Annotated in this window: 17 protein-coding genes and 1 pseudogene; 12 read left to right on the top strand and 6 right to left on the bottom strand. The window is 75.3% G+C overall.

Annotated features, from left to right (window positions below; translation table 11 throughout):
• Positions 1-37: 37 nt before the first annotated feature.
• Both BJ961_RS00625 and BJ961_RS00620 read right to left on the bottom strand, forming a co-directional pair.
• Positions 38-1,060, bottom strand: coding sequence for a hemolysin family protein (locus tag BJ961_RS00625; RefSeq protein ID WP_271319381.1), 1,023 nt, complete (start codon positions 1,058-1,060; stop codon positions 38-40).
• Positions 1,057-2,478: a hemolysin family protein gene (locus BJ961_RS00620; RefSeq protein WP_271319380.1), complete on the bottom strand. Its 1,422-nt coding sequence runs from the start codon at positions 2,476-2,478 to the stop codon at positions 1,057-1,059. The genes BJ961_RS00625 and BJ961_RS00620 overlap by 4 nt, the downstream gene beginning before the upstream one ends.
• 285 nt (positions 2,479-2,763) lie before the next feature.
• On the opposite strand from BJ961_RS00620, the gene BJ961_RS00615 reads away from it, so the two are divergent.
• From BJ961_RS00615 to BJ961_RS00605, 3 genes and pseudogenes are all read left to right on the top strand, one after another.
• A complete protein-coding gene (locus tag BJ961_RS00615; RefSeq protein ID WP_271319379.1) occupies positions 2,764-3,762 on the top strand; it encodes a sporulation protein in 999 nt (332 codons plus the stop codon).
• Between the two features lie 74 nt (positions 3,763-3,836).
• Positions 3,837-4,292, top strand: coding sequence for a tellurite resistance TerB family protein (locus BJ961_RS00610; protein WP_153178834.1), 456 nt, complete (start codon positions 3,837-3,839; stop codon positions 4,290-4,292).
• A gap of 95 nt (positions 4,293-4,387) precedes the next feature.
• Positions 4,388-4,627: pseudogene (locus BJ961_RS00605) on the top strand (twin-arginine translocase TatA/TatE family subunit); the annotation flags it as partial.
• Positions 4,628-4,653: 26 nt separating this feature from the next.
• On the opposite strand, the gene BJ961_RS00600 reads toward BJ961_RS00605, so the two are convergent.
• Positions 4,654-5,358, bottom strand: a complete 705-nt coding sequence (locus BJ961_RS00600) for a TetR/AcrR family transcriptional regulator (protein ID WP_271319378.1) — start codon at positions 5,356-5,358, stop codon at positions 4,654-4,656.
• 145 nt (positions 5,359-5,503) lie between these two features.
• Here BJ961_RS00600 and BJ961_RS00595 point away from each other — a divergent pair, with 145 nt between their 5' ends.
• Positions 5,504-6,643: a cytochrome P450 family protein gene (locus BJ961_RS00595; RefSeq protein ID WP_271319377.1), complete on the top strand. Its 1,140-nt coding sequence runs from the start codon at positions 5,504-5,506 to the stop codon at positions 6,641-6,643.
• A gap of 24 nt (positions 6,644-6,667) precedes the next feature.
• Here the strand turns inward: BJ961_RS00595 and BJ961_RS00590 are convergent, their stop codons facing one another.
• On the bottom strand, positions 6,668-8,314 hold the full coding sequence (locus BJ961_RS00590; RefSeq protein ID WP_271319376.1) for a penicillin-binding transpeptidase domain-containing protein: 1,647 nt from the start codon (positions 8,312-8,314) through the stop codon (positions 6,668-6,670).
• Between the two features lie 18 nt (positions 8,315-8,332).
• Entirely contained in the window at positions 8,333-9,391 is a 1,059-nt protein-coding gene (locus BJ961_RS00585) for an alpha/beta hydrolase family esterase (protein WP_271319375.1), read from the bottom strand.
• 115 nt (positions 9,392-9,506) lie between these two features.
• Between BJ961_RS00585 and BJ961_RS00580 the strand changes: the two genes are divergently transcribed.
• Both BJ961_RS00580 and BJ961_RS00575 read left to right on the top strand, forming a co-directional pair.
• The gene (locus BJ961_RS00580) at positions 9,507-10,439 is read left to right on the top strand and encodes a LysR family transcriptional regulator (protein ID WP_271319374.1); all 933 of its coding nucleotides are present in this window, start codon (positions 9,507-9,509) and stop codon (positions 10,437-10,439) included.
• A 306-nt stretch (positions 10,440-10,745) separates the two neighbouring features.
• On the top strand, positions 10,746-11,624 hold the full coding sequence (locus BJ961_RS00575) for a serine hydrolase (protein WP_271319373.1): 879 nt from the start codon (positions 10,746-10,748) through the stop codon (positions 11,622-11,624).
• Between the two features lie 18 nt (positions 11,625-11,642).
• On the opposite strand, the gene BJ961_RS00570 is transcribed toward BJ961_RS00575, so the two are convergent.
• On the bottom strand, positions 11,643-13,370 hold the full coding sequence (locus BJ961_RS00570) for a right-handed parallel beta-helix repeat-containing protein (RefSeq protein WP_271319372.1): 1,728 nt from the start codon (positions 13,368-13,370) through the stop codon (positions 11,643-11,645).
• Positions 13,371-13,527: 157 nt separating this feature from the next.
• On the opposite strand from BJ961_RS00570, the gene BJ961_RS00565 reads away from it, so the two are divergent.
• The 6 genes from BJ961_RS00565 to BJ961_RS35940 all read left to right on the top strand — a co-directional run bounded on the left by BJ961_RS00565 (position 13,528) and on the right by BJ961_RS35940 (position 19,223).
• The gene (locus BJ961_RS00565) at positions 13,528-13,902 is read left to right on the top strand and encodes a DUF6479 family protein (protein ID WP_271319371.1); all 375 of its coding nucleotides are present in this window, start codon (positions 13,528-13,530) and stop codon (positions 13,900-13,902) included.
• A gap of 217 nt (positions 13,903-14,119) precedes the next feature.
• Positions 14,120-15,367, top strand: coding sequence for a threonine--tRNA ligase (thrS, locus tag BJ961_RS00560; protein ID WP_271319370.1), 1,248 nt, complete (start codon positions 14,120-14,122; stop codon positions 15,365-15,367).
• Between the two features lie 125 nt (positions 15,368-15,492).
• A complete protein-coding gene (locus tag BJ961_RS00555) occupies positions 15,493-16,473 on the top strand; it encodes a nucleoside hydrolase (protein WP_271319369.1) in 981 nt (326 codons plus the stop codon).
• Between the two features lie 129 nt (positions 16,474-16,602).
• On the top strand, positions 16,603-18,273 hold the full coding sequence (locus BJ961_RS00550) for a glycoside hydrolase family 13 protein (protein ID WP_271319368.1): 1,671 nt from the start codon (positions 16,603-16,605) through the stop codon (positions 18,271-18,273).
• 135 nt (positions 18,274-18,408) lie between these two features.
• Positions 18,409-19,008 carry a hypothetical protein gene (locus BJ961_RS00545; protein WP_333782070.1) on the top strand — a complete coding sequence of 200 codons (600 nt, stop codon included), beginning with the start codon at positions 18,409-18,411 and terminating at the stop codon, positions 19,006-19,008.
• Entirely contained in the window at positions 19,005-19,223 is a 219-nt protein-coding gene (locus tag BJ961_RS35940) for a hypothetical protein (RefSeq protein WP_333782069.1), read from the top strand. The genes BJ961_RS00545 and BJ961_RS35940 overlap by 4 nt, the downstream gene beginning before the upstream one ends.
• Positions 19,224-19,237 lie beyond the last annotated feature (14 nt).

Raw genomic sequence — 19,237 nt, 5'->3', positions numbered from 1 at the left:
GTTCCCGGGGTTCCCGGGATGCCCGCGGTGCCCGGGGTCACGCCACCGGGGCCGTCGGGCCGACCAGTTCCGTCAGGACGTCCTCCATCGTGACGAAGCCCAGGACCGCGCCCGTCTCGCCGGTGACCGCGGCGAGGTGGCTGTCCTCGGTGCGCAGGGCGGTGAGGGTGTCGTCGAGGGGGGTGTCGATGCGGACGCGGGTGACGCGGTGCAGGGCCGTGCGCGGGAAGGGGCTCTCGCGGTCGGTCAGGCCCAGGGTGTCCTTGATGTGCAGGTAGCCGAGGACGGTGCCGCCGGGGCCGGTGACCGGGAAGCGGGAGTAGCCCGCGTCGGCGGCCATGCGTTCCAGCTGGGCCGGGGTGACCGTGTGCGGGACGGTGCGCATCTTCTGGGCCGGGACCAGGATCTCGCCGACCGGGCGGGTGCCCAGCTCCAGCGCGTCGCGCAGGCGCTCGCCGTCGGCCGGGGTGAGGAGTCCGGCCTCGCTGGCGTCGACCACCATGCGGGCCAGCTGATCGTCGGTGAAGACGGCCTCGACCTCGTCCTTCGGCTCCACCCGCAGCAGCCTGAGCAGTGTGTTGGCGAAGGCGTTGATGCCGAACACGACCGGCTTCAGGGCCCGGGTGAGGGCGACCAGCGGGGGGCCGAGGAACAGCGCGGTGGTCGCCGGGGCGGCCAGGGCGATGTTCTTCGGGATCATCTCGCCGATCAGCATGTGCAGGTACGTCGCCAGGGCCAGGGCGATGGCGAAGGCGACCGGGTGGACCAGCGCGTGCGGCATGTGGACCGCCTCGAACACCGGCTCCATCAGGTGCGCGATGGCCGGCTCCGCGACCGCGCCGAGCACCAGGGAGGAGACGGTGATGCCGAGCTGGGCCGTGGCCATCATCTGGGAGATGTGCTGCAGGCCCCACAGGGTCATCCGGGCGCGCTTGTCGCCCGTCTTCGCGCGCGGCTCGATCTGGCTGCGGCGCACCGAGATCATGGCGAACTCGGCGCCCACGAAGAACGCGTTGGTCAGCAGCGTCAGCGCGCCGATGAAGAGCTGTACGACGGTCATCGGGCCAGCTCCCGCTCTTCGTGCGCCGACCGCGCGTGCTCCGGCCGCTCGTGGTCCGAGCGGTCGTGCGCCGGCCGCTCGTGCGCGGAGAGGTCGTGCTCCGCGGGGTCGTCGTCCGCCGCGGGGGCGGTGACGCGGAGGCGGTCGGCACGGTGGTGGTCGATGCCGAGGACGTCGATGCGCCAGCCGTCCAGGGCCACCACGTCGCCCTGGGCGGGGATGCGCGCCAGGTGGGTGGCGACCAGTCCGGCCAGGGTCTCGTAGGGACCCTCCGGCGCGGTCAGGCCGATGCGCTCCAGGTGGTCGAGACGCAGCGAGCCGTCGGCCTCCCAGGCCGCGCGGCCGTCCGCCTCGGCGGGGGCGGGCAGCAGGTCCGGTATCTCGACCGGGTCGTGCTCGTCGCGCACCTCGCCGACGACCTCCTCGACGATGTCCTCGACGGTCGCCACGCCCGCGGTGCCGCCGTACTCGTCGATGACGACGGCCATGGTGCGGGTGCGGCGCATGCGCTCCAGGAGGCGGTCGGCGGGCAGGCTGTCCGGCACCAGCAGGGGCGCGGTGGCCAGGTCGGTGACGGGGGTGGCGCGGCGGCGCTCCGGCTCCAGGGCCAGCACGTCGCGGATGTGGACGGTGCCGATGACCTCGTCCAGGCTGTCCCGGTAGACCGGGAAGCGGGACAGGCCGGTGGCGTGCGAGAGGTTCGCGGCGTCGGCGGCGGTGGCGTGGGCCTCCAGGGCCTTGACGTCCACGCGCGGCGTCATGACGTTCTCCGCGGTCAGCTCGCTCAGGTGCAGGGTCCGCACGAACAGCTCGGCCGAGTCCGCCTCCAGGGCGCCCTCGGCGGCCGAGTGCTGGGCGAGGGCGACCAGCTCCTCGGCGCTGCGGGCGGACGCCAGCTCCTCGGCCGGTTCCAGGCCGAAGCGGCGCACGAAGCGGTTCGCCGTGTTGTTCAGGTGGCGGATGAAGGGGCCGAACGCGGTGGTGAAGCCGCGCTGCGGGCCCGCGACGACCTTCGCCACGGCCAGCGGGCGGGAGATCGCCCAGTTCTTGGGGACCAGCTCGCCGACGACCATCAGGACGACGGTGGACAGCACCACGCCGAGCACGGTCGCCACCGTCGGGGCGGCGCCGCCCAGGCCGATCGCCGTCAGCGGGCCGCGCAGCAGCACCGAGATCGACGGCTCGGCCAGCATGCCGATGACCAGCGAGGTCACGGTGATGCCGAGCTGCGCGCCGGACAGCTGGAGGGTCAGGGACCGTACGGCCCTCAGGGCGCCGTCGGCGCCGCGCTCACCGGACTCGGCGGCCCGCTCCAGGTCACCGCGCTCGACGGTGGTGAGGGAGAACTCGGCCGCCACGAAGACCGCGCAGGCGAGGGTGAGCAGGAGGGCCAGCAGGAGCAGCAGGACCTCGGTCACCGTGCCACCCCGCTTCCCTCACGCACATACGGGGGGACTGGCGGGCCGGCCTTGGCACGGCCGGTACTAGGGGGCTCCATTACGGAACGGGACTCCTTAACGGGGTCGGTGGGCGCCGGTACCAGCCGGCCGCCCGAGGGTTCTCCCTCATGGTAAAGGACGAGCAAAGAGATCGGGAGTCCTGAGACCCCTATGCTTCTACTCGCCTGTAGAGAACGGCCGGACGGTACCGGTTGTTCCCCGCACGAAACGTGAAGCACGAAACGTGAAGGAGTGAACGCCTCGATGGTGTTCAAGCGGCTGCTCGGTTCCCTCGGTGTGGGCGGACCCACGGTGGACACGGTCCTCGACCCGGGCACCGCCCGGCCGGGGGGCACACTGTCGGGCCGGGTCCACCTCGTCGGCGGCACCGCCGACCACGACGTCGAGCACGTCGCGCTGGAGCTGGTGGCCCGCGTGGAGACCGAGCACGGGGAGCACGGCGACGGCGAGGGCGTCGTCGTCTTCGACCGGCACACCGTCGGCGGCGCCTTCCGGCTCGCGGCGGGCGGGTCGACGAGCCTCCCGTTCACGGTGACGCTGCCCTGGGAGACCCCGGCCACCGAGCTGTACGGGCAGCCGCTCGGCATCGTGCTCGGCGTGCGCACCGAGCTGGCGGTCGCCGGCGCCCGCGACCAGGGCGACCTGGACCCGCTGACCGTGGCGCCGCTCCCGGCCCAGGAGGCCGTCCTGGAGGCCCTCGGCGGGCTCGGCTTCGGCTTCCGCTCCGCCGACCTGGAGTACGGCCGCATCGGCGGCACGGGGCAGCAGCTGCCCTTCTACCAGGAGATCGAGCTGACCCCGCCCCCGGCCTACGCCCACCAGGTCAACGAGATCGAGCTGACCTTCCTGGCCGTGCCCGGCGCCCTGGAGGTCGTACTGGAGGCCGACAAGCGCGGCGGCCCGTTCTCCGACGGGCACGACGCGCTCAGCCGCTTCACCGTCCCGCACGAGGGCCCGTCCGGGCCGCAGGACTGGAACACCCTCGTCGACGGCTGGATCCAGGAGCTGGTCGAGCACCGGGCGTCGTACGGCTCCCACGCGGTGTACGGCCACGAGTCGGGTTACGCCGCCCACGAGTCCGGGTACGCCGCCCACGAGTCGGGCCGCTCGGGCGGCGGGTCCGGCATCGGTACCGCCGTCGCGGCCGGCGCGGCGGGGATCGCCGGGGGCCTGGTGGCGGCCGAAGTCGTCGACGAGGTGGGGGACTTCTCCGAGGGCGACTCGGAGGACGAGGAGGGCTGATAACTTCTACAGTGCTGTAGAGGGTCAGGATCATCCCCCTTTCCCTTCCGACCGGTACGGAGTACGGAGTTCTCATGGCCCTGTGGGACCGCTTCAAGGAGTCCGCGTCGCAGATGCAGACGCAGCTCGTGGCGAAGAAGAACGACCTCAAGAGCGGCGCCTTCCGCGACGCGAGCATGGCGATGTGCGCGCTGGTCGCCGCCGCCGACGGCACCGTCGACCCGTCGGAGCGGCAGCGGGTCGCCCAGCTGATCTCGACCAACGAGGTGCTGCAGAACTTCCCCGCCGACGACCTGCGCCGCCGGTTCGAGGACAACCTGAACAAGCTGACCGCCGACTTCGCCTTCGGCAAGGTCGGCATCCTCCAGGAGATCGCCAAGGCGAAGAAGAAGCCCGCCGAGGCCCGCGCGGTGGTCCAGATCGGCATCGTGATCGGCGGCGCCGACGGGGACTTCGACAAGGACGAGCGCGCCGTGGTCCGCGAGGCCTGCTACGCCCTCGACCTGCCGCCGCACGAGTTCGACCTCTGAGACCCGCGGCCCTGCGGGGCCGGTCCGTCATGCCGTAGATTCCGTGCGCGGGCCCGTGCCGCGGGCCCGCACCGTACGTCCACCAGGGGAGCGTCGTGTTCGGACTGAGCGAACTCGCGGTCATTCTCGTCGTCGTCATAGCCGTCCTCGCGGTCAAGAAGCTCCCGGAGCTGACCCGCTCGGCGGGCAAGTCGGCGCGCATCCTCAAGGCCGAGGCCCGCGCGGCGAAGGACGCCGACGAGCCGGGGGCGCCGCGCGTCGTCCAGGGGGAGGCCGTCAGGCGCGAGGACCCCGAGACCGGCACCGGCACCGACAGCGACCCCGGCGGCCGGGGCACGTCCCGGGCTGAGCCGGCCCGGCCTCACGCGCCGGGCTCGCGGCCGTCGGGGCGGGTGCGGTGCGGCCCCAGTTCGCGCAGGGCCTCGCCGAGTTCGGCGGCCGTGAGCGCGGGCGCGGGCAGCGTAGCGGCGGCCGGTGCGGTGCGCAGGCCGCCGAGGAATAGGGCGAGGGGGCGCCGCCAGGCGTCCGGCGCGGTCGCGGCCGTCGCGGCGGTGAGCGCCGGGACCGCGCGGCCGAGCGCCGCCAGCCCGAACAGGACGTCCTCCGTGGTGACGTCGGCGCGGACGACACCCTCCTCGCGGCAGCGGCACAGCAGCGAGTCCACGGTCCGCCGGTTGTGCTCGTGCACGGCCTCCAGGCTGTCGACGCCCCGCAGATGCGTGGTCATCAGGTCGTTGGAGCCGCGGTCGGCGGCCAGGGCGGCGAAGACGACGTCCAGGTAGGCGGTGAGCCCGGCCCACGCGTCCGGCGCCTTCCGTGCCTGCTCACCGGCGTCCATCGTGCCCGTCAGCGCGTCCCGGAACACCGCGTCCACCAGCGCCGCGCGGGTGGGGAAGTGGCGGTAGAGCGTCGCGTTGCCGACCCCCGCCCGGCGCGCGATGACGTCCAGCGGCGCGTCCAGCCCCTGTTCCGTGAACACCTCGTGGGCCGCCCCCAGCAGAAGCTCCCGGTTGCGCCGCGCGTCGCGTCGCTGCCGGGGCGCTCCGTCGCGTGCGCCGACGGTCATCCTCGTCCTCCGGGTCTCGTCCTGCGGGCCGGGCGAACCGGGGAGTGCTCCCCGTGGTCCCGGCGCCGATGCTATCGTCGGCAACGGAAACGGGGAGTCATCCCCGTTTGGCTTGGCTCCCCAGGTTCTCTCCCCAGGAGGTCCCATGACCGCGCCCGCCTTCGAGGAACCGGCCGCCCCGCGGGCCGAGGGTGCCGCGCACCGGGTGCTCGTGCCGGGCAGCGGGGAGAGCCTGCTGGTCGTCACCCGCGACGCGGCGCGCACCGCGCTCACCGACTCGCGGCTGCGCAACGACATCCGGCACTCCGCGTCCTGGGAGAGCGACGGCGGGCACGCCATCGGCCACCACATGCTCCAGAGCGATCCGCCGCAGCACACCCGGCTGCGCCGGCTGGTCGCCGGACACTTCACGCCGGGCCGGATCGCCGCCCTGCGCCCCCGCGTCGAGCGCCTCGCGGGCGACCTGCTGGACGCGCTGCCGCCGCGGGGCACCGCCGATCTGGTCGGCCGGTACGCGCTGCCGCTGCCTGTCACGGTGATCTGCGAGCTGCTCGGCGTTCCGGAGGCCGACCGCGAGGGCTTCCACACCTGGTCGAACGAGCTGGTCATGCCCACCTCGCCGGAGGCGGCGGCGTCGGCGGCCGCCGCCCTGACCGGCTACCTCACCGACCTGACCGGCGACAAGCGGCGCACCCCGGACGACACGCTGCTCGCCGACCTGGTCGCCGCGGCGGACGGCGGCGAACTCACCGCCGAGGAACTGCTCGGCATGGCCTTTCTCATCCTGGTCGCCGGGCACGAGACGACCGTCAACCTGATCTCCGCCACCGTCCACAGCCTCCTCACCCACCCCGACCAGCTCGCCCGGCTGCGCGCCGAACCGGAGCTGGTCGAGGCCGCGGTCGAGGAGTCGCTGCGGTACAACTCCCCCGTCCACGCCTCCGCGTTCCGCTTCGCCGCCGAGCCGCTGGAGCTGGCGGGCACCGCGATCGCGGCGGGCGAGGCGGTGCTCGTCTCGCTGGCCGCCGCCTCCCGCGACCCGGAGCACTTCCCGGACCCCGACCGCTTCGACATCGGCCGCCGCACGCGGGGCCACCTCGGTTTCGGCCACGGCCCGCACCACTGCCTCGGCGCCCCGCTGGCCCGCGTCGAGGCCGCCGTCGCCGTACGGCTGCTCCTCGAACGGAACCCCACGCTCGCCCTCGCCGCCGACCCGGCGACGCTCACCTGGCGGACCAGCACCCTGCTGCGGGGCCTGGTGGAACTCCCGGTGCGCCTCGGCTGACCCGGGGCCGGGGGCCGCCCGGCCTCAGGACGGGTCCGCGTCCTCCGGTACGGCCGACAGCAGGCTGTGCACGACCGGTCCGGCCGATCCGCCGCCGGTGACGCCCTCCTCGACGACCACGGCGACGGCCACGTTGCCGCGGTGGGCGACGAGCCAGCCGTTGTTGTCCTGGTCGTCGGAGACCTCGGCGGTGCCGGTCTTGGCGCCGACCTCACCGGGCAGGTCGGCCAGGACGCGCGCGGTGCCGTCGGTGACGGTGGCCCGCATCAGCTCGCGCAGCCGCGTGACGACCTCGCCGGGGAGCGGCTCGGTGCGCGTGGCGTCCTCGTTGCCCGCGGTGACGGACGGCTGGTGGAACTCGCCGGACACCGCGGTGGCCGTCACCGACGCCATGATCAGGGGGTTCGCCTGGACCCGGCCCTGCCCGATCATCGACGCGGCCTTCTCCGTCTCGTCCTTGGGACCGGGCACGGACCCGTCGTACGTCGGGATGCCGACGTGCCACTCCTGGCCGACCCCGAAGTAGGTGCGGGCGACCTTGCCCAGCTCCCCGTCGTCGAGCTTGCCGCGCAGGCCGATGAAGGCGGTGTTGCAGGACTCGGTGAAGTCCTTGCGGAAGGTGGCGCCGGGGTGTTCGGAGGTCTCGACGTTGTGGAACTCCTTGCCGACCGTCAGGTACTTGGGGCAGTCCACGACGTCGTCGGGCGCGACCGCGCCCTTGAGCAGCAGGGCGCCGCTGGTGACGATCTTCCAGGTGGAGCCGGGCGCGTAGGTGCCGGAGGCGGCGCGGTTGAAGCCGGAGGAGGGGGAGTTGGCGAGGGCGAGGACCTCGCCGTTGTCGACGCGCAGGGCGACGAGGGCCGCGTTCTTGCCGTCGGCCTCGGTGAGGGCCTTCTCGGCGGCCGACTGCCAGGTGGCGTCCAGGGTGGTGCGTACGGGCCGGTCCGCCGCCCCCGGGTCGGGCTTCCTGCCGAAGGACGCCTCGGTGCGCACGGTCTCGCCGCTGGTCCGGTCGACCAGTTCGACCGCGCCGCGCGGACCGCCGCCGCCCGCGTCACCGGCGAGCCGTCCCAGGAGCGGGGCCAGCGACGGGTAGTCGGCGCCCACGAGGGAGGTGCCCGCGCGGTCCGTGACCTTCGGCGGGGTGGTCTCCTCGCGCTCCAGGCGGAACTTCTCCGTGTCGCTGAGCCGAGGGTGCACCAGGGACAGCCGCCAGTCCACCTTCCAGCCGCCGTCCTCCTGCTCGCGCAGCGGCAGCTCCGACTCGTACGTCCAGGTGCCCAGGCCGGTGACCGGCATCCTGGCGGTGAAGGGGACGCCGAGGGTGCCGTCCTCGGCGCCCTTCGCCCTGCCGTCCGCCGCGGTCAGCTCCGGCTTCTCGATGTCGAGGCCCGCGGTGAAGCTCTGCAGCACCTCCCGCGCCTTGCCGGGCTCGGTGGTGCGGTCGGCCGCGCTCGGCAGCCGCCCGGCGGCCCAGTCGGCGAGGAAGGCGCGCGCCTCTTCCACCGCGGCGGGGTCGGGTCCGTCGTCGCCGCGTGCGAAGGGGCCAAACCCGGCGGCGTACGAGCCGCCCGCGGCGATCGCGAGGACGACGCCCACGGCGGCGACGGCCCGCACCCCGTTGCGGGGCCCGCGGCGGCGGCGAGAGGTGGGGTGGGGGGAGTCGGACATGGAGGAGGTCCTTGTCGGTCAGCGGCCGGGGCCGGGGGCGGGGTCGGGGTCGGCGAAGAAGTCGAGGATCGTGTCGGTGGCGTCCAGGGCCTTGCTGACCGGGCCGAACCCGTCGGGCGGCGGCACGGTCGAACCCGGCCAGGTGTGGCCGGCGTCGTGGACGACGAGGAGTCGCACGGTGCCGTGGGGCCGGTCGCCGTCCGGGGCGTCGGCGCCGAGCCGCCACACCGTCCGGTCGTAGCCCTTCTCCTCCCGGGTGACCGGCTCGCCCGCGCCTCCCGCCGCCGCGAACGCGGCCGCGCTGTCCCGCGCCGACCGGGTCGGCAGGATCGGCTCCTCGGGGTCCGGCGGCGGGGAGGGCAGGCCGGCGAGGGGCCTGACGGGGTCGTCGGCGCCGTAGACGACCATGACGGGTACCGGGCCGGTGGGCTCCACCGCGGCGTCCCCCGTGGCCAGTTGGCCGGAGACGGAGGCCGCGCCCGCCAGCAGGCCGGGGCGTTCGGCGGCCACGCGCAGGGCCATCGAGCCGCCGTTGGAGAACCCGGCGGCGTACACCCGCTCGGGGTCGGCCCGCTCGGTGCGGACCAGGTGCTCGATCAGCGCCTCGGTGAACCGCACGTCCAGGCCGGGGTCCGGGCGCTGCTCCGTCGCCCGGGTGCCCGCGCCCCAGCCGCGGCCGAGCCCCTCGGGGAAGGCGACGAGCATGCCGCGCGCGGCGGCTGCCTTCTCCAGCCGGGTCTTCGCGCGCAGCTCGGCGGCGTCGGCGCCGCGGCCGTGGAAGGCGACGACGAGGGGCCGCGGGCCGTCGTCGGCGGCGGGCCGGTGCAGGAGGTACTGGCGGACGTCACCGTCCACCCGGAGCTGCCCGCGGACCCCGGGCGCCGAGGTGGGCGCACCGGTCGCGGAGGGGGTTGTGGAGACGGTTCCGGGGCCGCTGCCGGACGGGCCGCTCGCCGGTGGCGCCGCGTCCGGTCCGCCGGAGTCGGTGGCGCAGCCGGCCAGGGGGAGTACGAGGGCGAGAGCGAACGCGCCGGGCCACCGGCGGGCGCGGAGCGCGAGGTCGCGGAAGGAGCGCATGCCCCGAGGAGAGCAACCCCGTCGAGTCCCTGTCCAAGACCGATATGGATGTCGGATCGATCAATCCCCGATATGATTACTGGTCGTGGACCTGGTGCGGCACCTGGAGTGCTTCGTGGCTGTTGCAGAAGAGTCACACTTCGGGCGTGCCGCGGCCCGGCTCGGCATGGCCCAGCCGCCCCTGTCGCAGCGCATCCGGCGCCTGGAGCAGGAGCTGGGCGTCCGGCTGTTCGAGCGCACCAGCCGGCAGGTGACGATCACCGAGGCGGGCACCCTGCTGCTCACCGAGGCACGTGAGCTGCTGGCCCGCGCCGAGTCGCTGCGGACCGCCGCGCGCCGCATCCGGGACGGCGAGAGCGGCCTGCTGCGCGCCGCCCTGTCCCCCGACATCTCCGGCGAGACCGTCGCCGCGCTGCTGGCCGACTTCCGGCACCGGCACGCCGGTCTCGAACTGGAGCTGCACGAACTGACCACCGCCCAGCAGCTCGCCGGGTTCGCCGCGCACGAGCTGGACGTCGGCCTCATCCACCACCCGTGCGACGTCACCGGCCTGGAACTGGGCCCGGTGCTCCGCCGCGACCTCGGCGTCCTGCTGCCGCGCGGCGCCCCGCAGACGGAGCTGGCTCAGGTGCCGCTCGCCGCCCTCACCGGCTACGACCTGGTCCTCTTCCCGCGCGCCGACGCCCCCGCGGTCTACGACGACCTGCTCACCGCCTGCGCCCGGGGCGGCTACACGCCCGCCGCCGTACGGCACGGGCAGGGCGCGAGTTTCGTCCGCGGACTGGTCCTGTCCTCCGGGGCCGTCGCCCTCGGCCCCCGCGACACCCGGCTCGTGACCCCCGGCGACCAGGACCTGGTCTGGCGCCCGCTGGCCGGGGCCGCGCCCGCCTGGCGGCACTCCGCGGCCTGGCCCAAGGGCCGCGGCGACGCCGCCGTCGGCGCCTTCGCGGACGCGGCCACCCACGCCCTGCGCACCACGGCCGGCGCCCACTCCGAGACCCCCTCCCGGCCACTGCACCTTCGCCCGGCATCGGAGTACTGGCTATGACCGCCCCCAACGCCCCCGCCCCACCCCGGGCGCCCCGGCCGACCGCGCCACCTCACAGGGCTCCGGGACGGCCAGTGGGCCCCCGGCCGCCGGCCCGCCTGGTGGGCCCCCGTACCCGCCCGGCGCCGGAGGTCCGGTCATGACCGACACCGCCGTCCCCGCCCCGCCACCGGCGCCCCGGCCGACCGCGCCCACCACCGGCCACCCAGCCGCGACCCACCACAGGGCTGCGGGACGGCCAGTGGCCCCCCGGCCGCCGACCCGCCCGGTGGGCCCCCGTACCCGCCCGGCACCGGAGGCCTGGTCATGACCGACACCGCCACCGTCGCCCGGCTGGACGCCGCCTTCGCCGACGCGGGGGTCACCGGCTGGGTGCACGGCGTGGACATCGACTCGGGGGCGCAGGTCGGGTCGGGGGCGGACCAGCCGGTGTGCACGGCCAGTGTCCACAAGGTGTGTGTCCTCGTGACGCTGCACGAACTGGCGGCGGCCGGGGCGCTCGACCTCACCGAGCAGGTGGACTGCCCGCCCGCCGGACGCACCCCGGGGCCGACGGGGCTCGCGGCCATGCTCGACCCGGTCCGGCTGTCCCTGCGCGACGCCGCGTTCCTGATGATGTCCGTCAGCGACAACACCGCCGCCGACCTGCTGCTGCGCCGGGTCGGCCTGGACGCCGTCAACCGCACCGCGGCCCGGCTCGGCCTCACCCGGACGCGGGCGGTGTACGGCTTCGGCGAGATGCTGGGCACCATGCGCGAGGACGCCGGGCCCGACGGTGCCCGGGCACTGACCGACCCGCACGTCATCACCCGGCTGCGCGCCCTGGACCCGGCCCGCACCAACCGCAGCACCCCCCGGGACATGACCCGCCTGCTCACCGCCCTGTGGCGCGACGAGGCCTGCCCGCCCGAGTACGGCGCCGCGATGCGCCGGATCATGGGCCTCCAGGTGTGGCCGCACCGCCTGGCCTCGGGTTTCCCCTTCGACGACGTCCACGTGGCCGGCAAGACCGGCAGCCTGCCGACCCTGCGCAACGAGGTCGGCGTCGTCGAGTACCCCGACGGCGGCCGCTACGCCGTGGCCGTCTTCACCCGCACCGCCCACACCGCGGCGGTGCTCCCGGCGGCGGACGCGGTGATCGGCACCGCGGCCCGCATCGTGGTGGACGCCCTGCGCGCGCCCTGACGGGGCGGGCCCGCCCCGTCAGCCCGCGTTGTCCCGCCAGCGCCCGCCGCTGGGCGCCGAGTCGAAGCGGGTCGACGCCGAGGCGTTGCCGCCGAAGTCGTTGCCGGAGACCCGGCCGCCGGACCAGGTGGCCTCGTCGGCGATCCACACGGCGTGGATCTGGGTGCGGGGGTGCCCGTCGTCGCGGACGCGGTTGCCGTGGACGTACGGGTGGGTCACGGCGGCGGCCGCGGTGAGACCGGCACGCGGGGCCGGGGAGTCCGGCAGGCGGTAGGCGGTGCCCGCCCCGGGGGTGCCGCCGGGCCAGGCGGTGTCGGCTCCGGGGCGCACGGGAGCGAGGGTCAGCTCGGTGGCGGTGTTGTCGGTCACCACGGCGGTGACCTCGGCGGTGCGGGTGCCGTCGTGGTCGCCGTCGTGGTCGGTCGTACGGCCGGTGCCGGTGGTGCTTCCGGCGCCGCTGTCGGTGGTGCCCCCGGGCGGGGCCTCCGCGGCGGGGCCGCCGACCGTCAGTTCCTTGCCCCGGTGGCCGCCCGGGAGCCAGTCGGCCCGCTCGTCGGTCAGGGTCAGCGGCCCGCAGTGGACGCCCTCGCCGCCGCCCCGCGTCGCCGCAGCGGCGCGGCGGCCGTTGTCGCGGACGCGGTTGCCGAAGATCGCGGGCTCGTGCAGCGGGGCGTCGACGCGGATGCCGTCCAGGGCGTTGTCGTGGACGTCGTTGGACTCCAGGACGATGTCCGTGGCGGGCTCCTGGTCGCCGCCGGAGAGGTTGTGCTCCCAGTAGCCGTACCGGCCGTTGTTGCTCACCCGGTTGCCGCGGAAGCCGTACGGCCCGGGCGTGTTGCCGACCGCGATCCCGTCGCCCGCGTTGCCGTCGATCACGCACCCGGTGACGATGCCGCCGCGCCCGCCGACGCGCGTGGTGCCCTGCGCCGACACGTCGAACCCGGCGACGCGGTTGCCGAGCATCGTGCAACCGGTGACCAGGAGGCCGTCGGCGCCCCAGTCGGAGACGCCGTACCGGTTGTCCTCGGCGTGGCAGGCGGTGACGCGGATGCCGCGGGGCGGGACCCAGTCCTCCTGCTGGAGTTCGAGGAAGATGCCGTTGGTGCCGTTGCCGCGCGCGGTGCAGTCGGTCACCGCCAGCCGTTCGACCGGCCCCCACCCGCCGACCCCGATCCCGATGCCGGCGCCGCCCATCTTCTCGCCGGGGTCCTGCCGCCCGCACCGCTCCGCCAGTACGCCCTCCACCACGGTGTCCTGGAGGAAGTCGCAGCCGAACCCGGTCGCGGCGGTGTCGTGGATCCAGAGGTCGCTGAAACGTCCCCGCAGCACGTACTGCAGACCGAGCCCCTTGGCCAGGACGTCGTACTCCTCGGTCACCACCCGTGAGCCGTCGATCTCGAAGTGGGCGAAGGTGACGTCGGCGATGCGGTGGTCGCGTCCGGCGCCGTGCTGCGCGGTGGTGAACCAGGCCAGCGGCACCGGCCGGGTGGGGGCGCCGGGGTTGGAGAGCTCGAAGCAGGTCGCGCCGCGTCCGGCGCCGACCAGCGAGACGCCGCTGCGCCAGAGCACCGGCCGGTCCCGGACCACGTACCGCCCGGCGGGCACCCGCACGGTGCGCGGCCGCCCGTCCGCGGCGGTCGCGTCGCCCAGCGCGTCCACCAGTTCCTGCAGGGCCGGCCGGTCGTCCACGGCGCCGTCCCCGGCCAGGCCGTGCTCCCGGGCGTCCGCCGTCAACGGCGCGTTCATGGGGCGCTCCTTCCACCGGCGTCGCGGGGCGGGTACCAGACCCCGGCCCCCCTCAATCACCGGAACAGGCACAGAGACCTGCACAGAGACCCACACCGGGACATTTCAGGCGGACATATCAGGCGCTTTATCCCATTCGGGGGTACATAATCAGAACATGAGTACGGCAACGTATGTACTGCTGGCCGCGCCCCTGGACGGCGGCCTCACAGTGTTGGTGGTCTTCGTCATCGGGCTGGTGATCGCCGGCGCGCTGATCTGGGCCGTGCGCACGGGCATGCGTGTCATGGACCGGGAACCCGCCCGCCCCCGCGCCGACGAACAGCCCCATCTCCCCGCCACCGGCCCCGTCCACGAGGAACGGGAGATGCGGGAACCCGACGAGATCCCGCTGCACGAGGACGGCAGCCCTCGCCTCATGCCCTACGAGCTGCACCACTCGGGCAGCCGCCGCGGTGAGGACCAGAAGCGCCGCCGCTGGCTGCCGGGGTCCAGCGGTGCCTTCGGCAGCGGCGGGCCCGGACACGTCTGAGCCGCCCGTCCGGGGCCGGAGGCGGAAATCCGCTCGCGTCCGCGGTCCGGCCCCGCGTACCGTCGCCCCCATGAAGCGCGCCCGTCCGTTCTCGATGACGACGCCGGGGAACGTCCCGGCGCGCTGACTGCTGACCAGAAGTCCGAAGCCCCGGGGCGAGCGCCCCGGGGCTTCGTCGCGTGGTGCCCGTCCTGCGGACCGTTCCGAGGAGACCGCTGTGCGAGAACGCGACCGGCACCACCTGCCCGACCACGACCACCGGCGGCTCGGCCGCGAACTGGCGCTGTTCGGCACCGACCCGCTGATGGGCGCGGGCCTGCCGTACTGGCTGCCCGACGGCGAGGTCCTCCGGCACACCCTGGAGGAGTACGTCCGCGAGGCGGAGCGCGTGGCCGGCTACCGGCACGTCCACTCCCCCGTCCTCGGCAAACGCGAGCTGTACGAGATCTCGGGCCACTGGGAGCACTACCGGGACGACATGTTCCCGCCGATGCGGCTGGGCGCCGAGGAGGTCGTGCTGCGCCCCAGCCTCTGCCCCCACCACGCCCTCGTCTACCGCTCCCGCGCCCGCAGCTACCGGGAGCTGCCGCTGCGGATCGCCGAGCTGGGCGCCATGTACCGCTCCGAGCCCTCCGGGGTGCTCGGCGGACTGACCCGCGTACGGGCCGTCCACCTCAACGACGCCCACGTCTTCTGCGCGCCCGGCCAGGCCGCCGCCGAGGCCCGCGCCGCCCTCGGGCTCATCCGCCGCGCCCACGCCGACCTCGGCGTCCGGGCCGCCCGCTACCGCCTGTCCCTGCCGGGGACCGGCGGGAAGTACGTCGCCGATCCGGAGCTGTGGCGGCGCTCCACCGCGCTGCTCCGCGAGGCCCTGGACGGACTGCCGTACGAGGCGGTGGAGGGCGAGGCCGCCTTCTACGGCCCCAAGATCGACGTGCAGATCGCGGACGCCGCCGGACGGGAGTCCACCCTCTCCACCGTCCAGATCGACTTCCACCAGCCCGAACGCTTCGGCCTGCGCTACACCGGCCCCGACGGCGCCGGGCACCGCCCGGTCATGGTGCACCGCAGCGTCATCGGCAGCGTGGAACGCGCGGTCGCCCACCTGATCGAGGCGCACGGCGGCGCGTTCCCGGCGTGGCTGGCCCCCGTGCAGCTGGTGGTGCTGCCGGTCGCCGAGGCGCAGGCGGACCGGGCGTACGCCCTGGTGCGTCAGGCGGTGGCCCGGGGTCTGCGCGCCGAGGTCGCCGCTCCGGACCGCGGCAGCCTGGGCGCCCGGGTCCGGGCGGCGCGCAGGGCGCCGTACCAGGCGGTGATCGGCGCGCGGGAGGCGGAGGGCGGCGACCTGGTCGACGTGCGCCTGCGCGACGGCCGCCGGCCGGGCCGCGTGTCCGGCGACGCACTGCTGCGACGGATCACCGACCGGGTCCGGGCCCGCGGCCCCGAGCTGTGGGCGTCGCCCTGAGCCCGCGACGCACCCCGCCGGTCCGGCCGCCGGGCCGGACCGGTGGCCCCGAGCGGCGGTGAGGGGGCCGGGCCCGCGTAGGGTCACCCGCACCGGCGCCCCACGCAGCACAAGGAGCCCCCGCCGTGACGACCTCGTCCGCACCGCAGCAGCCCATCCCGGTGATCATCGACTGCGACACCGGCATCGACGACGCCCTGGCCCTGCTGCTGGCGGTCCGGCACCCGCGCCTCGACCTGCGGGCGGTCACCTGCGTGGCCGGGAACACGGACGTCGAGGGGGTCGTGCGGAACACGCTGACCGTCCTGGAGCGGGCCGGCGCCCCGGACGTCCCCGTCGCCCGGGGCGCCGAGCGGCCGTTGATCGAGGCCGTGCGCACCGCCCGGCACGTGCACGGCGACGACGGCATGGGCGACCTCGGGCTGCCCGCCCCCACCCGCGCGCCCGCCGACGTGGACGCGGTGACGCTGCTGCGCCGGGAGATCCTCGCCTCCCCCCGGCCGGTCACCCTGATCCCCACCGCCCCGGCGACCAACATCGCGCTGCTGCTGCGCACCCACCCCGAGGTCACCGGCAACATCGAGCGGATCGTGTTCATGGGCGGCGCGGTGGCCACCGGGAACGCCACTCCGGTCGCCGAGTTCAACGTGTGGCACGACCCGGAGGCCGCCGCGATCCTGCTCACGGCCGGGGTGCCGATCACGATGTACGGCCTGGACGTGTTCGAACGCGTGATCGTGCCCGGCGCGGACGTGCGGCGGCTGCGCGCGAGCGCCGAGCCCGGCACCCGGCTCGCCGGCGAACTGCTCGCCCACCGCGGCCCGGCCACCGACGAGACCGACCCCGGCGGCGGTCTCGGCGACGCGGGCGCGGTCTGCGCGGTGATCGACCCGGCGGGCCTGGCCACGCGGCGGCTGCCCGTCGAGGTCTCCCTGGCGCCCGGCCCGGCCCGCGGCCAGACCCTCGTCGACCGCCGCGGGCGCGTCGGCGAGTCCGAACTGCACGAGGGCACGCGCGAACAGCCGCTCATCGACGTGGCGTTGGACGTGGACGTGCACCGGTACGTGGAGCTGTACCTGGGGGCGGTCGAGCGCACGGAGGCGTAGGCACCGGCGCGTCGCGGGCGCACGGGTTCGCTTTTCGGGTGATCTGGACAGACCTAACGGATCCGACCCGACCATGTCCGACCCAGCAGATCCGCTCGTGTCGCCCGCACGCACCGCGAAGGAGTCCGCGTGACCGTACGCAGCACCACCAGCACACCCGATCTGTCGTCCCAGGACCCCGACTGGTGGCGGCAGGCCGTCATCTACCAGGTCTATCCCCGCAGCTTCGCCGACGCCGACGGCGACGGGCTCGGCGACCTGCGCGGCGTCACCCAGCGCCTGCCCCACCTGGCCGCCCTCGGCGTCGACGCCCTGTGGCTCAGCCCCTTCTACCCGTCCGAACTCGCCGACGGCGGCTACGACGTCGACGACTACCGCGACGTCGACCCGCGCCTGGGCACCCTGGACGACTTCGACGCGATGGCCGCCGGCGCCCACCGGCTGGGCCTCAAGGTGATCGTCGACCTGGTCCCCAACCACACCTCGCACCGCCACGCGTGGTTCCGGGAGGCCCTGAGGGCGGGCCCGGGGTCGGCGGCCCGCGACCGCTACGTCTTCCGTGACGGGCAGGGCGGGCACGGGGAACTGCCGCCCACCGACTGGCAGTCCGTCTTCGGCGGCAGCGCCTGGAAGCGGGTCCCCGACGGACAGTGGTACCTGCACCTGTTCACCCCCGAACAGCCCGACCTGAACTGGGAGAACGAGCAGGTCCGCGCCGACTTCCGCACCACCCTGCGGTTCTGGTCGGACCGGGGCGTGGACGGCTTCCGGGTGGACGTGGCGCACGCGCTGGTCAAGGACTTCTCCGAGCCGCTGCGCGACCTCGGCGCCCCCGAACTGAGCGGCGAGGCGTCCCTCGTGGACTTCGCGCCGGGCACCCACCCCTTCTACGACCGCGACGACGTCCACGAGGTGTACCGCGACTGGCGCAAGATCTTCGACACCTACACCCCGCCCCGCACGGCCGTCGCCGAGGCCTGGGTGCCGGGCGCCCGGCGCGCGCTGTACGCCCGCCCGGACGAACTGGGCCAGGCCTTCAACTTCGAGTACCTCCAGGCCGGCTGGGACGCGGCCGAGCTGCGCGAGGTCATCACCGGCTCACTGGCCGACGCGCGTGCCGCCGGCGCCTCGGCGACCTGGGTGCTCTCCAACCACGACGTCGTCCGCCACGCCACCCGTCTGGTCCTGCCGCCGGACACGGACACCGACGCCTGGCTGCTGTCCGGCGGCCACGCACCGGCCGTCGACGCGGCGGCCGGCCTGCGCAGGGCGCGCGCGGCGACGCTGCTGATGCTGGCGCTGCCCGGCTCCGCGTACGTCTACCAGGGCGAGGAGCTGGGCCTGCCCGAGGTGGCCGACCTGCCCGCGGAAGTGCTCCAGGACCCGATCTGGGAGCAGACCGGTCACGTCCGCAAGGGCCGCGACGGCTGCCGGGTGCCGCTGCCGTGGACGACGGACGGACCGTCGTACGGCTTCGGCGCGGGCGCGGCGTGGCTGCCGCAGCCGCCGGACTTCGCGGCGTACGCCGTCCAGGCCCAGGACGGTGTGGCGGGCTCGACCCTGGAGCTGTACCGCACGGCGCTGCGCCTGCGCCGCAAGCTGCTCGACGGTGAGGCGCTGACCTGGTCGGACGACGTCCCGGCCGGGGTCCTGCGGTTCGACCGCTCGGACGGCTGGCGCTGCGTCACCAACCTCTCCGGCGCTCCGGTCGACCTGCCGGCCGGGGAGGTGCTGCTGAGCAGCGCACCGCTGGAGGGCGGTCGCCTGGCCCCGGACACGACGGTGTGGCTGGGGCTGTAGCCGCTCCGCCCGCGGCCGTCCGGGCCGCTCACCCGGACGGCCGCGCGCGCTGGTGGCGGGGCGGGGAGGGTGGTGCCGTGGGAGGGTGACCGATCCTGAACGGCGCCGGTCGCACCGGCCCTCCAGGAGGCACCGATGCAGCACGCCCCCGTCGCCCGCCCGCTGCTCGGCGCCGCGCTCTCGGCGGTACTGGCGCTGACGGCGGCCGCCTGTGCCGGCACGGGCGGCCGGGACACGGACGCCGACCGGCCCGTAGGCACCGCGCCGCCGCCCGCCCGCTCCCCGGCCGCCCTCCCGTCCGCCGCCCTGCCGCCGGTGCTCACCCCCGGACAGGCGCGGGCTGCGCTGATCACCGGGGGCGACCTGGGGGAGGGGTGGGAGCCGACGCGGGGCGCCGCGACCTGGCGGGACGAGGTGCTCAAGGCCACCGCCGAGCGGCCCGACTGCCGCCGGCTGCTGGATGTCCTGTACACCGAGGACCTCTTCGGCACCGACGCCGCCACCGCCCCCCGGGCCACGGCGGCCCTGGACGACGCGGACGGCGGTGCCCAGCTGCACTACCGGATCACCTCGTACCGCGCCGACGACATCGACCGGACGCTCGCCTGGCTCGGGACGCTGCCGGGCACGTGCGGGCACTTCGAGGCCCGGGCCGCGCGGGGCGCCACCCGGGACGTACGGGTCGCCGCCGTGACGCCGCCGGACGCGGGGACGCCCGCCGGGGCCTGCGGGTGACGGTACGCGGCGCCGCGACCGGCCCCGGGGACGCCGGGGAGGCGGCCGACGCGGTCCTCACCGTGGACCTCGTCGCCGTCCGCGTCGGCGACGACGCGCTCAGCCTCACCAACGGCACCCTCGGCGAACCGGCCGACGACGCCACCCGGGCGGCCGTCGAGGCGGGGGCCGCCCGGCTGACGCAGGCCCGGCGGCAGGGACGGGCCCAGGTGTGACCGCCGTCGAAGCG

Source organism: Streptomyces lienomycini, from assembly GCF_027947595.1.
GTDB classification, from domain to species: Bacteria; Actinomycetota; Actinomycetes; order Streptomycetales; family Streptomycetaceae; genus Streptomyces; species Streptomyces lienomycini.
Note: the sequence above shows the minus strand (reverse complement) of the source record. Positions and strands in the feature narration are given on the sequence as shown.